The organism is Salinibius halmophilus, assembly GCF_003577475.1.
Lineage (GTDB): Bacteria > Pseudomonadota > Gammaproteobacteria > Pseudomonadales > Natronospirillaceae > Salinibius > Salinibius halmophilus.
Genome location: NZ_QPEP01000013.1, coordinates 54,810 through 70,226, shown reverse-complemented (window position 1 = coordinate 70,226; position 15,417 = coordinate 54,810). Strand labels below are relative to the sequence as shown.

14 protein-coding genes are annotated in these 15,417 nt (G+C 49.9%); 4 read left to right on the top strand and 10 right to left on the bottom strand.

The features are described 5' to 3' along the window. Nucleotides 1-96 precede the first annotated feature (96 nt). Both putA and DUW71_RS14800 read left to right on the top strand, forming a co-directional pair. Entirely contained in the window at nt 97-3,240 is a 3,144-nt protein-coding gene (gene putA, locus DUW71_RS14805; protein WP_119396048.1) for a bifunctional proline dehydrogenase/L-glutamate gamma-semialdehyde dehydrogenase PutA, read from the top strand. A 263-nt stretch (nt 3,241-3,503) separates the two neighbouring features. Continuing rightward, a complete protein-coding gene (locus tag DUW71_RS14800; RefSeq protein WP_119396047.1) occupies nt 3,504-3,830 on the top strand; it encodes a hypothetical protein in 327 nt (108 codons plus the stop codon). On the opposite strand, the gene DUW71_RS14795 is transcribed toward DUW71_RS14800, so the two are convergent. Next, nucleotides 3,827-5,044, bottom strand: a complete 1,218-nt coding sequence (locus DUW71_RS14795) for an NADH:flavin oxidoreductase/NADH oxidase family protein (RefSeq protein ID WP_119396107.1) — start codon at nt 5,042-5,044, stop codon at nt 3,827-3,829. The two genes, DUW71_RS14800 and DUW71_RS14795, sit on opposite strands and share 4 nt — an antisense overlap. Before the next feature lie 64 nt (nt 5,045-5,108). Here DUW71_RS14795 and DUW71_RS14790 point away from each other — a divergent pair, with 64 nt between their 5' ends. After that, nucleotides 5,109-5,480, top strand: coding sequence for a MerR family transcriptional regulator (locus DUW71_RS14790; protein ID WP_119396046.1), 372 nt, complete (start codon nt 5,109-5,111; stop codon nt 5,478-5,480). On the opposite strand, the gene DUW71_RS14785 is transcribed toward DUW71_RS14790, so the two are convergent. Both DUW71_RS14785 and DUW71_RS14780 read right to left on the bottom strand, forming a co-directional pair. Beyond that, nucleotides 5,477-6,358, bottom strand: coding sequence for a helix-turn-helix transcriptional regulator (locus tag DUW71_RS14785; protein WP_119396045.1), 882 nt, complete (start codon nt 6,356-6,358; stop codon nt 5,477-5,479). The genes DUW71_RS14790 and DUW71_RS14785 overlap by 4 nt on opposite strands. Next, nucleotides 6,351-7,148: a hypothetical protein gene (locus tag DUW71_RS14780; RefSeq protein WP_119396044.1), complete on the bottom strand. Its 798-nt coding sequence runs from the start codon at nt 7,146-7,148 to the stop codon at nt 6,351-6,353. Before DUW71_RS14780 ends, DUW71_RS14785 begins: the two co-directional genes overlap by 8 nt. 269 nt (nt 7,149-7,417) lie before the next feature. On the opposite strand from DUW71_RS14780, the gene DUW71_RS14775 reads away from it, so the two are divergent. Then, entirely contained in the window at nt 7,418-9,283 is a 1,866-nt protein-coding gene (locus DUW71_RS14775) for a phytase (RefSeq protein ID WP_158584149.1), read from the top strand. A gap of 7 nt (nt 9,284-9,290) precedes the next feature. Here the strand turns inward: DUW71_RS14775 and DUW71_RS14770 are convergent, their stop codons facing one another. The 7 genes from DUW71_RS14770 to hisD all read right to left on the bottom strand — a co-directional run bounded on the left by DUW71_RS14770 (nt 9,291) and on the right by hisD (nt 15,396). Then, nucleotides 9,291-10,154: a VanZ family protein gene (locus tag DUW71_RS14770; RefSeq protein WP_119396042.1), complete on the bottom strand. Its 864-nt coding sequence runs from the start codon at nt 10,152-10,154 to the stop codon at nt 9,291-9,293. Beyond that, on the bottom strand, nt 10,148-10,834 hold the full coding sequence (locus tag DUW71_RS14765) for an SDR family NAD(P)-dependent oxidoreductase (protein ID WP_158584148.1): 687 nt from the start codon (nt 10,832-10,834) through the stop codon (nt 10,148-10,150). The genes DUW71_RS14770 and DUW71_RS14765 overlap by 7 nt, the downstream gene beginning before the upstream one ends. A gap of 19 nt (nt 10,835-10,853) precedes the next feature. Further along, nucleotides 10,854-11,174 (bottom strand): DUF2288 family protein, encoded by a 321-nt coding sequence (locus tag DUW71_RS14760; protein WP_119396040.1) that lies wholly within the window; start codon nt 11,172-11,174, stop codon nt 10,854-10,856. Between the two features lie 12 nt (nt 11,175-11,186). After that, entirely contained in the window at nt 11,187-11,942 is a 756-nt protein-coding gene (locus DUW71_RS14755) for a Nif3-like dinuclear metal center hexameric protein (protein ID WP_119396039.1), read from the bottom strand. A gap of 71 nt (nt 11,943-12,013) precedes the next feature. Next, on the bottom strand, nt 12,014-12,595 hold the full coding sequence (locus tag DUW71_RS14750) for a DUF459 domain-containing protein (RefSeq protein ID WP_199671236.1): 582 nt from the start codon (nt 12,593-12,595) through the stop codon (nt 12,014-12,016). A 124-nt stretch (nt 12,596-12,719) separates the two neighbouring features. Continuing rightward, nucleotides 12,720-13,583 (bottom strand): DUF2971 domain-containing protein, encoded by an 864-nt coding sequence (locus DUW71_RS14745; protein ID WP_119396038.1) that lies wholly within the window; start codon nt 13,581-13,583, stop codon nt 12,720-12,722. A gap of 511 nt (nt 13,584-14,094) precedes the next feature. Next, a complete protein-coding gene (hisD, locus tag DUW71_RS14740) occupies nt 14,095-15,396 on the bottom strand; it encodes a histidinol dehydrogenase (RefSeq protein ID WP_119396037.1) in 1,302 nt (433 codons plus the stop codon). Nucleotides 15,397-15,417 lie beyond the last annotated feature (21 nt).

Below are 15,417 nucleotides of genomic sequence, written 5' to 3'. Positions count from 1 at the left end.
AAACGTTGATGAACAGGTACGCTAGCCGTACCTGTTCACTTATCAGCTATGCTAGCTTCAATGCAATGACTTAGCACAATAAAAAGAGAGCTTGCTATGGCGCTAACGTTTTCTAGCGAACAGTTATTTTCTGGTCAATACGCACACCTGACACCTGAGCAATGGCTATCTATGCTCAGCCAACACTATATGGCTGATGAGGAACTAGTGGTCGCCGACCTTCTTTCCAGTCGCTATCCAAGCAACCTAGAAGCGACCATTGCCGACAGTGCAACCCAGTTGGTGACCAGTATTCGCCAGCGCCACGATGGTGCGCATGCGGTAGATAAGCTGCTGCAGCAATACAGTTTAGGTACGGAAGAAGGCGTGATTTTAATGTGCCTTGCCGAAGCCCTGATGCGCGTGCCTGATGCCCATACCGCCGATGCCCTCATTCGCGACAAACTATCGGAAGCCCACTGGGATGCACACTTAGGTCAGTCTGATTCGCTGCTCGTCAATGCGTCGACTTGGGGGCTATTGCTGACCGGTAAAGTGACTGGATTGGCTAGCAAAGAGCAATCTGCCGGGCGCTTACTTAGCAAGCTAATTAATAAAACCGGTGAACCAGTCATTCGCGCGGCGTTGGCACAAGCGATGAAGATCATGGGCAAACAGTTTGTGCTGGGGCGGTCTATTGATGAAGCGATCAAAAACGGCAAATCGTATCGAGAACGCGGTTACACTTACTCCTTTGACATGCTCGGTGAAGCAGCCCTAACAGACAAAGATGCCGAGTTTTACTTTCAGCAGTACCTGACCGCGATCACTACCTTGGCAGCAAAACTTGATGCTTGGGCACCTGGCCTCGCACCGCCTTCAGTGTCGATAAAACTATCAGCCTTACACCCCCGTTACGAAGTCTCGCAAAGCGAGCAAATGCTACCAGAGTTGGCTGAGCGAGTATTAGCATTAGTCAGTGCTGCGCGCGAACACGGCATCAGCATTACCATCGACGCCGAAGAAGCCGACCGCCTCGAACTGTCGCTGGAACTTTTTCGTACTGTTTACCAGCAATGCCAAGGCTGGGGTGGCTTTGGCATGGTGGTGCAAGCCTACTCTAAACGTGCCCTAGCGGCGCTAGGCTATTTACAAGCCCTTGCTAAAGCACAAGGCGACGCCATTCCTGTTCGATTAGTGAAAGGCGCCTACTGGGATAGCGAAATCAAGCACGCGCAACTGCTCGGGTTAGAGGACTATCCGGTATTTACCCGCAAAGACAATACCGACTTGAGTTATTTAGTCTGCGCCCAGTATTTGCTGGGTAACGCAACCGAGCTACTACCTCAGTTCGCTAGTCACAATGCGCACACCGTCTGTGCCATACGCGCCTTGGCAGAGCATTATCAAACTGATCGTTTTGAATTCCAGCGCTTGCACGGCATGGGAGATCGTTTGTATGACGAGGTGATGAGCCAGTATCAACACAATGTGAGGATTTACGCGCCGGTAGGCGCACATAAAGACCTGCTGCCATACCTAGTGCGCAGATTGCTAGAAAATGGCGCCAACTCATCCTTTGTGCATCGCCTAGAAGACGCCAATACACCGGTTAGTGAGCTCGTCGCTTCGCCTATCGCGAGGGTTGCCGAGCGCCAAACATACCGTAACCCGAATATTGTAACGGCGAGATCATTGTTTCACGATCGGCGGAACTCGCGCGGGGTCAACCTGTCGATTGCCGATCAGCGACTTGCGTTTATGCAAGACCTCACAGCATGGCAATCACATGTATGGCAGGCCTATCCGCTGATAGATGGCCAGCCGCTTGATCATGAGTTACAAGCCGTTCTGGCACCATACAACCTTAATAAGCAAGTGGGACAAGTAGCTTTTGCCACCCCAGATGACGCCCAACATGCCCTGACGGTTGCTGATCAATATTGGTGGACTTGGCAGACGGTACCAGTGGCTGATAAAGCAAATGCTATTCGCCGCTTGGCTGATTTAATGGAAGCCAACTTTGCCGAACTCATCGCGTTGTGTGTACACGAGGCCGGTAAAACCCTGCAAGACAGCATTGATGAGATTCGCGAGGCCGTGGACTTCTGCCGCTATTATGCCAACGAGGCCGAGAAACACTTCTCAACGCCAACGTTGCTACCTGGCCCAACAGGCGAGAGCAACGAGCATTATTACCAAGGCCGTGGTGTATTTGTATGCATTAGCCCTTGGAACTTCCCGTTGGCAATATTCACCGGACAAATGGTGGCCGCATTGCTGGCAGGAAACTGCGTATTAGTGAAACCGGCCGAGCAAACAAGCTTAATCGCCTATCGTGCCGTGGAAATGGCGATTGCGGCGGGCATCCCTGCTAGTGCGTTGCATTTTTTGCCTGGCGATGGTGCGCAGCTGGGTGGCAGCTTGTTAACCGACGCGCGCGTAACCGGCGTTGCCTTTACCGGCTCTAACCCAACCGCTAACCTGATCTCGCGCCAGCTAAGCGAGCGCGGCGGAGCCATGGCAACCTTCATCGCCGAAACAGGCGGCCAAAATGCGATGATTGTTGATTCAACGGCGCTGCCAGAACAAGTAGTGAAGGACGCGATGCAATCAGCATTTGCCAGTGCTGGCCAGCGCTGCTCTGCTTTGCGTGTTATGTGCGTACAGGAAGAAATTGCCGATCGTGTTATTGAGCTCATCGAAGGAGCTCTAGACCGCTGGCAAGTGGGCGACCCAAACTTGTTTGCAACCGACTGTGGTCCGGTGATTGATCAGGATGCGCACAACAACCTGCAAGCGTATTTAGACCAGCAAACCATCATTAAGCAGGCCAAGCTCACCACCCAGGCTGGGCACTTTATTGCTCCTAGCCTGATCGAGATAGACAGCATTGCTGAGTTAGGGGCTGAACAGTTTGGGCCGATTTTGCATATTTACCGGTTTAAAGCGAGCGAGCTGGATCAGTTGATTGCCGATATTAATGCCACAGGGTATGGACTAACACTCGGCATTCACTCGCGTAACGAACGCACAGCGGCCTACATTGAAGCACGAGTAAGAGTGGGCAACTGCTACATCAACCGCAACCAGATTGGCGCAGTGGTTGGCGTACAACCATTTGGTGGGCGCGGATTGTCTGGCACCGGCCCCAAAGCTGGCGGGCCAAACTACCTACTGCGCTTTGCCACTGAACGAGTGCGTACCGTTAATACCGCAGCAGTGGGGGGCAATGCATCGCTGTTAGCAATGGATAGCTAGACTCGCAACAATGCAAACTGAAAAGTGTTGGCGCACACGGAACTAGCTTTTCGACACGGCGCAAGTACGTCCCTGTAGCCTCCCTCTCTAGACAAAGAGGCGCTCCCTGCGGGTGACGGTCTCATAGCAAGCACCGTGAGCACCAATTCTGCTTTTAAACTAATGGCCGTTGCGAGCCTCCTACTTTTTGTAACAAAAAAGCTGGCATGCATTGTGGTGCCAGCTTCTATTCTTAACAGATAAACCTATTGTGGGGGAGCGTTATGCTGGATGCGCAAAAACTGACACTTTATATGCGAATTGATCCAACAGCGCTCGGCCCAGATGCTGCGGGTGAAGTAGAGGCATTCAAAGCCTTTGCCGAGCCGCTTTTAAACGACAAGTTTGACGAGCACATCCGTATCGTACTCAAAGTTCGCCAGTCACCTGATGAGCCACCCTGCGAATATTTCGCCCTCAAGAAGCTGCTCAATGCAGATCAAGCCGACAAATACCTAGCGGTATTTGAACAAGAGCTCGATAGCATTGAAGCAGCCGTTGAAGAAGAAATGTCGCAACTAATGGACGAATTTATCGCGGCGCGCAACTAGCCTAGCTGCTTTTTATAGCGCTTCACCAGCTTCTGCATGCGCCACTGAGACCAGGCTAACGTAACAACGGGTGACACCTGTTTAACTGGTTTACCGGCCGCCATACGACCCAGCTGGCGGCTCACCAACATCATATTAGCCATACCGCGTAGCGACTTACTCTTAAAGCTAGCCGTTTGCACTGGCGCCACATAATCCGCTTGCTGCTGCCATTGGTTTGGCAAATCAGGGCAATAAGCGAGCGCCGACGCCACACCCACTAACTCAATACCCTGCACCACCACATTTTGCGCAACCGGTAGGCGGCGAATGCCACCAGTTGTCATTAATGGCACGGTAAGCGACTGGCGCATCTCTTTGGCAAACTCCAGGAAGTAAGCCTCGCGCGCGAGTGTGCGCTGATCAGCGGTGTCACCCTGCATCGCCGGCGATTCGTAGCTGCCGCCACTGAGTTCAATCAAACAAACACCAGCTTTTTCCAGCCACTTTGCCACCAACTTTGCATCATCAACGTCAAACCCACCACGTTGAAAGTCAGCCGAGTTCAACTTTACCGCGACAGGAAAATCTGGCCCGCACTTGTCTTTGATTCGCGCTACGATGGCCAGCAAAAACCGAGCGCGGTTTTGCAAGCTACCGCCCCACTGATCATCACGCTGATTGCTCAATGGTGATAAAAATTGAGCAACTAAATATCCATGCGCACCATGCACTTGCACAGCATCAAACCCAGCTTGCTTGGCTTTACTCGCTGTGATCGCAAAGTGCTCAATGGCTTGTTCAATTTCATCCTCAGTCATGGGGGTTGGCATCGCGAACATTTTTGAGGCACCACCCATTTCTAGTGCCACAGCGGATGGCGCTACCACCTTACCGCCGAGTGCCGCATAAATTTGTCGACCGGGGTGACTAATCTGCATCATCATTTTGCAGCCATTTTCCTGCCCAGCCTGAGCCCATTGTTTAAAGCGTGTGAGATCAGTATGCGCTTCAAGCGCTACCCCACCAGGGCCTGTCATGGATCTATGATCCACCATGACATTACCGGTAATCAGCATGCCTGTACCCCCTTTCGCCCAAGTGCGATAAAGGTTGATAAGCCCGTCACTTGGCAAAAATTGCTCACCCGCCAGGTTTTCCTCCATCGCTGCCTTAACAATACGATTTTTCACTGTTAACCCATCTGCAATGGTAAATTCACTAAATACCGACATAACAGCCCTCGCCACCCTATTTAAAAACGCTACAATAACCTTAAAGTTTACTTGAAGGTCAACCATGAAAATTGGTGAGTTAGCTCAGCGTACAGGTGTTAGTGCCAGCACCATTCGGTACTATGAAGATCAAGGCATTCTGCCCAAACCAAAACGCCAAGCCAGTGGCTACCGAGTTTACGACGACACCAGCATGCAAAAGCTGATGCTGATTCGTTATTCACTTCAGCTTGGCTTTAGCTTGCAAGAGTTACAGCAATTACTAACGGATGAGTACGACCAACAGGCACTGATGCAATCGATAGACGCCAAAATGGCCGAGATGGAGCGCAACATTGCTAAGTTGCGAGCACAAAAAGCGGAGCTAAAAAAGCTACAGCAAACACTCAGTCAAGCTTGGCAAGCTGGCCAATGCCCAAACATTGATCTTGGCTAATCTAAAACTGTTTTAATGCTGGCAAACCAGCGCTGATAAGCTCGATTGAAGGTACTACGATCATGGATATTAAATTTATCCATTAGCGTTGTTTTGTCTGCGCCTAGGTAGCACTCAGCGTGGTCGCATAGCATTGCGTTTAGCAACTGCTGTTGCTTGCGAAAACTAGTTCGCCTTGTTTTCAAATGGCGCTTGAGCGTAGCCATGCTCATATTTAGCGCCCGCGCAGTCCCCTCGAGATCTTTCTGGACAAGTATTTGTTGGCGAACCAAATATAACAAGTCTTGCTCCATAACTGTAAGCGCACCGTTGCCTCGAGGCAGAGTTTGCTGCCAACAGGCATTTGGAACCCGCAACACGGGAAATCGCTTTTTCTCGATTACTTTCACATGCCACTGTTGCAGATAGCTAGGTAAGGCTTCATCACTATACCAAGGCAGGGCCACCTGCATAGATCTTACGTCAGCGCCTAACCATTGCAGCAAGCTAAACAATGACGATAACCAGATATTCACCGCAACTTGCTGAATTCTTTCTCCCTGCGCATTGCGGTAGAAAAACCCGTATTGATCGACCAAATAAACATCAAAAAAAGCAGGGCTTGTTAATACAACCGGTGCGCATAGGTTGTTCATCGCGGAGCGACTAAGCCAACTAATTAAACTCCCAACCGAAGGGGCGCTCAGCATTTGCGCTGCGAACTGACTGGGTGGCCATAAGTGCTGGCCAAGCCCCAATACATGCTCAGGCACATAGGATAGGTTCAAGTAGACTTGCGCAGTTTTTGCAGCCACATCTGTTTGATGGCAGTTAGCCAATGCCAACGATTGTGTACTGGTAGGTAAGGCGTTGAGTAGTCGCTGAAGGTGTTCATCCATAACTTAGCTCGGATTCTGCCTGCCATAATGCCTGCTGTGGCGACGTATTGGTAAGCACTTGCTCACTAACTTGTACTGGCAGGTTAAACTGCGCTAGCAACGTCAACCAAGGCTCAAGGATAACGGCCTCGTTACAAGCCACAGCCAACCGATTTGAAGAAAGGCTGACCAAAATACTGTATTTTGGAAGCTGATCTCGCAACGCAAGCACACTCCACTCGGGCATCGAACGAGTGAAATGAACGATCAGTAATCGTTGGCGAGGTGACTGCTTGTGTTTTGCTAGCAACAATGGCCAAGTAGGCAAACCTGTGCTGCTATCCATCGGCGCTTCTGGCTCAAATTGGTAGCTTTGCAACAATCGTAAGGTTTTCCAGTGCACCGTTAACCAGCGGCTAATCCCAATTGCCAAAAGCAACCAGCCTATCGGCAAGGATTCAATCACACTAGTGAACCAGTATTGATCGGACACCGACCACCATTCATCTAGCGCATCCTGACTATGGGCTAACACTAACCAAAGTACCCCCAATGTCATCCAGCGTGTTGTTGTATTATTTGGGCGCAAATAGCAGAGCACAACGAGCAACAGTGCAAAGCAAACGGCGGTGAGGGTTTCGCCTATCACATCTACCCAATCAATGGCGCCCTTTGCTTCACCCAGCCAAGCGTTCACACCGATTAGCAGGCTTAACACTAGTGCTGACATCAGCAAGGTATTCATGTGCTGCGCCAAAAAATGTGGATGCCGCCAAAATCTTTGCCACCAAGGCCATTTTATTTGGTTCATAACCCCTACCTCCAATACCGATCAGCATATGACAGCAGCATGACAACCTAGTGACTAAGGTAGGCCGAAAAGCTCAAATTAACTTGCCGATTGGATGCAAGAATTAGCTCAACGTCAGATAAGCGCTGCTATTTAGTCGGCTCAAACAAGGTCAATTATGGCGATGAAACGAGCTAGTTATCGATGGAATGTCGCATCTTTGAGGCTCCTAACGTTGAACTGTCACATGAGCACACCAGCATGACCGTCGTTCATTAACGGAGGACATGATGAAAAAACTAACGATGGGTTTATTAACGGCCGCAGCCTTACCAGCAATGGCGATCACTACTGAGGTGTCATTTGAAGACTTTGCTGACGGCACTTTTATCAACAACACGCTGATTACAGCAGCCGAGGGCGACGGCTTAGTGCTATTTAACCGTCAAGGGCAAGTAGTGGAGCACATCACGTCGATCGAAGCCATGGGGGCAGATAGTCGCACACTCGGCCAGCTACCTGTGGTAGCCGTTGCAAGTGAAGACAGCTTACATGTGGGCACAGTGGTAGACGGCTGGCTAGCACATTGGCAAGTCACATTAGACTTTGAAGCCGCGGGAACCTGCTTGTATCAAAACCCTACCAACCAAACGCTGAGCGCGTTTGTTTATAGTGAGCTTGGCCATGTTAGGCAATATAAGTTGGCGCTAAAACAAGGCAAACTTGGCAACGCGCTAAATGGCAGCACGCCAGTTCGCAGCTTTAAACTGGATGGCGAACTAAGCGGCTGTATTGTTGATGATGCCAGCCAAACTCTGCTGCTAGCCGAGCAAGAAGTGGGAGTATGGGCTTATGGTGCAGAAGCAGAAACGAGCCGAGTACGCCAAATATTTGCCGCTGTACCTAACCATCTTGAGGAGCTAGAAGGCATTGCACTGGCAACCTTGAATGATGGCCGCCGCTTGTTGTTCTTAGGTGATGAAGGCTTAGGCTTACAAGTATTCGATTTCGCCAACAAAACATTTTTAAGCTCCTTCACCCCAACAGGGTTTGATGAGGTCAAACCAGTTGTCGTGGCCGACAATGGGCTTTGGTTAGCGAATACCGAGCTGGACGAGCCAGTTTATGAGTTTATTGCTTGGGCCGATGCGCAAATTGGCGAAGACCTAACCGGTAAAGTTGTATTATCCCCGAATTACGATGGCATTGCCCTGGTGAGCGCAAGCTTTGAAACTGATGCGGTGGCTGATGACGACGATGCAGCCGACGACCCAGCCATTTGGATAAACAACCGCAACCCAGCTAACAGCTTAATTATTGGCACCAATAAACAAGCTCAACTAGAAGTTTACAACTTGCAAGGCAAACGACTAACCGCCATAGACGCTGGTGAACCAAACAATGTTGATGTACTTACCATCGGCGAGCAACCCATTGCTGTTACCAGCAATCGTGATCTCAACACCATTGCATTCTATGACTTAAGCCCACAAGCCCCATACCTTACTAAGCGCCACGTGGTCGCGAGCGAAACCGAAGAAGGCGAGGTAATTAGCCAAGTCAATGAAGTGTATGGCTTGTGCAGCGCTACCATTGGCGGCGAGCACTATGTCTCGGTAAATGGCAAAAATGGTCAAGTCGAACTTTGGCAGGTCGTCGAAGAAAACAAAACGCTGAACGCCAAGCTTAATTACGTTTGGCAGCTACCATCACAACCAGAGGGTTGCGTATTCCATCAAAACACCTTGCTCGTTGGTGAAGAGGACGAAGGCATATGGTCACTTAATATCACTGACAAACGCCAAACTAAGGTCATCAGCATTGAAGACTCGCCGCTGGTAGCAGATGTTGAGGGCTTAACGCTTTACAAGGATATGCTGATCGCTTCAAGCCAAGGGAATAGCAGCTATGTATTGTTTGCTTTAGCCACCTGGCAGCCACTTGGCCGGTTCGCAATCACAGCCGATGACAGCAATGGCATCGACGGCGCCAGCGACACCGACGGCATCGCCGCCACCAGCGCTTCGTTGCCAGGCTTTCCAGAGGGATTATTTGTTGTGCAAGATGGCAACAATGTTGATGCCAACTACCGTTACCAAAACCAAAACTTCAAACTGATTGACTGGCGCCAGATCACTCAGCAACTTGGCTTATAACAAGGGGTTAATCAAGGAATAACTTATCGATCAGCAGGGTGCGAGGTTCAGGCAAGGCGGTGGTAAACAGCATCACTGCTTGAATCTCGCCCATATTCATTGACCGATCGCGTGGCGCATTTTTTACTGTTAGCAAGTCGATGTTGATCGACGATTCGCCTGGCGGCACCTCAAAACGATGGCGGTACCGGTCGGTCTCCTCTTGATCCACATAGATATGCTGAATATCGTTGATTCTTAGCACCACAGACAACGCCTCGTCACTAGGATTCACCATTTTCATTACCAAGGTTTGATAACCACGCCAGTCTCTTGGCATATCATCAAGCATCACTGTGCTAAAGGTGTCGGTGCTGAAGCTAATTTGGCCAAGTTGCTCCGGCGTTTGTGTGATGGGCCCGCGCCACTGGCGTAACTGGCCTGATGTAGAAAAGTCGGCAAGCAAAGGGAAGCGCTGAACTTGTTGGTAATAGGCCAGACCATGCAGACCAATATCACCCCATTGCCACAATAACGGCAGCATTACCACTAACCGTTGCCACATTGGGCGCGACCACACCAAATAAAATGCCGCACCGAGCAGATTATTAACAATATCCATCAGGCTAAAACTGCGAGAAAAGGCAATTTGCACGGTTTCTATTGCTAAACTCACGGCTAGTAGTAATAACAAGTATTGCCACCAATCGCGGCGCAATGGCCAAAACTGGGCAATAAACCAGCTGAAAAAGAAGAAGAAAAACACATGCCCCTGATTCCATACCGCCCGGTACACATCAGGTGAATGCCAGTGCGGGCCACCTAAAAAGAACAGCGGCGTAATCGCTGCCAGCGCAAGCCCTAAAAAAATGGTTTTTTTGCTGATCACCATGCTAATTCGCCATCTTCAAGCGAAATAAACTGACCACTTTTAAGCGAACCACTTTGGTACAGCGCTAGCAAGCGCTCGGCACTCGCCTGCGGGGTAAGATGGGCATCCGGCGACGCAAGTTCTGTCAGCAACCGCCCTGGATGAATGGCTACCGAAGTAAACTGCGGAAACTCATCAACCAAGGCAAGAGTGAACATATTCTGCGCTGCTTTCGCCATGCGATAAGAATAGGAACAGCCTTTGGCTACACCCGAAGCCTGGCGCGACAGCGAGCCAAACCGGGAACTAATATTGATAATTGTTGCGCCAACCGACAAAGCCGCCAGAGATCCTTGCACGGTATGCACGGCTCCCAAACAGTGACTGTTAAACTCGCGTGTCATCGCTGCCGTCGTGGTCGTCGCAAGCGTGGGTGCATGAGCGGCGGTACCAGCATTATTGATCATTAAATCAAGCTGACTGTCGCCTAGATGGTTAGCCAAATGTTGCGCCAGCTGCTCAACATAGCCGCCATCACTAATATCGGCTAGTAAAACGCTGGCATTATCGAATCGCTTTAATAAGTCAGCTTGTTGCGATTGGCTTCGCACCACCAACACCATATGGTTGGCGTGCGTAGAAAACTGTTGCGCTAGCGCTAGGCCATAGCCGCGCCCAGCACCGGTAATTAATACTTTCATCCTTGGGCATCCAGTACGCTTAAGCGGGTTGCACGAAAACGTAGGGCTCAATAACAAAAGCCCATACCGTTGCATTCGCGCCAAACCAAAGCTTGGCTTGATGATCAGTCACAACATCAAGTTGACCTGCCTTTTGCCAATGAGTAATAGACGCAGCATCGTCCTGCACAATCGCCACCCCTACATCCACCATATCGAGCGCACGGTCTACAAACATCACCTTGCCTTGCGCAAACGCACGCGCTAACTCGGAAAACTGAATTTTTGATGTTTGACCTAGGATGTAGGCCTTGGCGACTTCAGGGTCGGTTAAATCTGGTTTTTCTACTGATTCTGACATCGGATTCACTTTTTAAACAGGAATTGGGCAATCGATAAACTGCACATCAAGGTCAAACTTTTCGCCAAGGTGTTGGCCAATCAATTGTGGACCAAAGCGCTCGGTTGCATGGTGGCCCGCAGCATAATAAGCCACACCAAACTCTTGCGCCAAGTGTGCGGTCGGCTCGTTGATCTCACCGGTAATAAAGGCATCGGCACCCAAATCGATGGCCGTTTGCAAATAGCTCATCGCCCCACCGGTGCACCAAGCAATGCGATTAAGGGGTTTATCAGTTAACGGTTCGGTCACAATTGGCTTAAACGCCAATTCGGCTTCTAGCTTGGCAGCTAGGCTTGCGACGGTGTAGTCACCCGTACCAATTTGGCCAATGCCTCGGTCGTCCAATACTGGCTGAATAAATTGCTCATGCGTTAGGCCAAGCACTGCCTGCAAACCGGCATTATTGCCAAGCGTTGGATGGGCATCCATTGGTAAGTGGTAACCCAACATGCTAATACCATTGTCAATTAGCGGCTTTAAGCGATTAAACTTCTGGCCGGTAATCGTTGGGTCCTCGCCCTTCCAAAACCAACCATGGTGCACCAAAATCGCATCAGCCCCCGCCTCGACGGCTGCATCAATTAAGCGCTGCGACGCCGTGACACCTGTAATGATTTTTTTTACCTCAGCTTTGCCCTGCACTTGCAAACCATTGGGTGCATAGTCTTTAAAGGCCGTCGGCTGAAGTACATCATCAAGATAAGATACTAATTCGGTCAGTTGCATAGCGCCCACCTACAGAAAATTTGCATGCGGTATTCTACTAGGTTTTCAGGCTTATAACAGCGCGGTCAAAACTACCCCTTACCCGACTCGGCAATTATGCTAGCCATCTTGTTATAACCAGCCTGGCGTGGATGCGAGCCATCAAAGTTAGCGACTGACTCTTGATAGGCTTGGTCTTGCGAAAGGTGTGAATACAACTCAATGAAGGGAACACTCATTTCACTGGCGGCTTGCTTATAGGCTTTAGATAGCAGCTCAATTCGCCCGTTTTGAGCACTATTAGCAACCGCTGGCGGGCCAACTAAAATTGGCGAATAAGCCTTAGCGGCAGTTAACACTTTCTGCATGGCCAATACAGACGCGTCGAACGCCACCCTTGGTTGCCCATCTTCAATGGAAGTGTCATTTACGCCAAACGAAAACACAATGCGACCGTCGCAGCTACCTGGCAATCTCGGCTCACACTCCGCCTGCCACCGATTTAGCACATCAACGCTGGTGTTACGGCGAATACCAAGGTTGTAATAGGTTACCTGCGAACTAGCCAAATTAGCTTCTCGACACAACCGTCCCGACCAACCCAGCGCTTGCTCGTCACCCACGCCAGCAACAAATGAGTCACCGATAAAACAGATTCTGATGTCTTTTTGCAATATATCTCTACCCTGAACGCTAACATAAACGAACCACATTGATAGGTAAACCAGCGCCAGACGGTGTTGGTCAATGCACACCCTTGTTAGCCTGACGGTATCGCGTTTAAATCTAACAAAGCTCCTACCTTAGCGAAATCAACGACTTAACGACTTTAATAGACGTTTCTTCATGATGATCGCTCTTTTGGCTAAAGTGCCGAACAAGCTCGTATACCTTATCTTCTGGCATCGGGTTTTTGGGACCAATTACAACCTGTTTAACCATTTCTTCGAGGGAAATGTCTCTAAAACTTAGCTTCCTTCTAGCGGTTATGTTGCCGCCTCTGTTCATAAAATCGTATGTTGGGCGAAAAAAGTGCTCTCCACCCTCGTCCTCTGGCAAGTTACCAGACACGAATTCATTGGACTCCTTTCCCATATTAATGACAATCCTACACTCTTGCTCTTGTTTAAACCCTGCATTTTTAAACACAGTGTTTTTCGCCTCAGCCTGCATGCTAACGCCCAAGCGTTCGAGTATGCCCATGATTTGCACTTCATGTTTGTAACTACCCAAAACTCGAGCTATCAGATTATTAAGCTCTTTGCATTTGGTATCGTCGTCATAGATACAATCCAGTAGTTTGCTACTGAAGCCATACTCATCGTCAAGCCATCGCACCAAGCGCTGCTTAGAAAAGCCAATACTAAACCCCGCACCACTATCACCATAAGAAATCCATTGCGATAATAAATCTTTCGCTTGCGAAAAGCAGACAGCACCGATCAATTCTTTATTGATAAGTTCGCGAACAACCTGTTCTTCATTATCAAGTAACCCGTTGGCAGCCAAACAGCGTTGAAGCGTGTTTTCAAATTCCTTTTTTTCGAGGTGATCATTCATGCACTCCACATCAAACGCCCAGAGCTCTTTGTTTGAGATTATGTTTAAAAAGGCATCTGCGTTGGTGTAGTGCCAGATTAGGTCTTCGTTTCCTTCATTCATTGGTGAACTTCCTTAAATCGAAAATAAAGCATGACCATACCAATCCAGTTTGGCCTGTGCAGCATAAATCTGGGGAGTGGATTTGCTCTATTTAGCGGTGATTCAGTATTCACGAGGGCGTAGAAAGCAAGAGTATAAGCGCAGAGCGTGACACCACACTAAGTGGGAAGCGCCTCGCTACTCGCCATTTTTTCATCCCGACCTGATAGCTGTCAAAATAGACTCCCGCCTTCGCGGGCGTGACGGCTGCGCTGGCACATGACAATTTTGGTCGCGAATAACATGGGCGAATACCAGCTTGCTTTAGCTAAGAGAGCGGCGTGTCGCATAAGCAGACCGTCATTTGGCAGGGATGCCAAATGCGAGCCTACAGGGACGTACTTGCGGCGTGTCTGCGTTGCGATAAGCTGCTCGATAAGCGGCAAGCGCCACAGTTTTAGCCAATGTTTTCGCGCTGGCCCGAAAGCGGGCAATCTAGGCTCCCGCCTTCGCGGGAGTGACGGTGCTGGTCTTATTTCTTAACGCGGCACTCGGCTGAGCGGGCGTGGGCTTCGAGTTGCTCGCCACGCGCTAGTTCAGCGGCGATTTTGCCTAGGGTATCACCACCTTCTTCACTTACCATGATCAGCGATGAGCGTTTTTGGAAGTCGTATACACCTAGTGGTGAACTAAAGCGCGCCGTGCCAGACGTTGGCAAAACGTGGTTTGGACCAGCACAGTAGTCACCGAGTGATTCAGCTGTGTATTTACCCATAAAAATAGCACCCGCGTGGCGAACCTGCTGGGCCATTTTTTGCGGTTCAGCAACTGATAGCTCCAAGTGCTCTGGGGCGATACGGTTAATTAACTCAATCATTTCTTCTTCTGACTGCGCCAGAATCAACGCACCACGGTCTTTTAGCGATGTGAGAATAATTTCTTTACGCGGGTGCGTTTGTACCTGTTCCACCATCGCTGCTTCGACTTCGGCCAAGTGCTCAGCACTGGTCGTCACTAAGATCGATTGTGCATCAGTATCGTGCTCGGCTTGTGAGAACATGTCCTCAGCTAACCACGAAGCTGGCGTTGTGCCATCGCTCACCACCATGATCTCACTAGGACCAGCAATCATGTCAATGCCCACTTTACCAAACACTTCGCGCTTAGCAGTGGCCACAAAGATATTACCCGGGCCAACAATTTTATCGCAGGCAGCCACAGTTTGGGTGCCATAAGCTAGTGCCGCAATCGCTTGTGCACCACCAACAAGGAACACACGATTAATGCCCGCAACGTGTGCTGCTGCTAGTGTGAAGTCTGATACCTTGCCATCAGGGGCTGGCGTGACCATCACAACTTCTGGTACACCGGCCACTTTGGCTGGCAAAGCATTCATCAAAACACTCGATGCCAGCGGTGCTGTGCCACCAGGTACATAGAGGCCAACACGGTCCATCGGAGTGATCTTTTGGCCTAATAAGGTGCCATCGGCCTCGGTGTACTGCCAAGACTCGCTGACTTGCTTGTTGTGATAACGCTCAATACGCTCTGCCGCTTGCTTAAGCGCTTCTAGTTGCGCCGCGGGAATGCGTGCGGCAGCATCGGCTAAACCTTGCGCTTCAATAGTGAGCTCACTCATCGATGAGACACTAACTCGGTCAAACTTATTGGTGTAATCAATCAGTGCGTCATCACCACGCTGGCGGATGTCGCTAATCACATGTTGAACCGTATGTAGCACCTCATGGTTAGAAACCGACTCCCAAGACAGCAATGCATCTAGCTGCTGGTTAAAGTCTTTATCTGTGGTGTTGAGCTTGCTTACGGTTAACATGGTTACATCCTAATAATATAA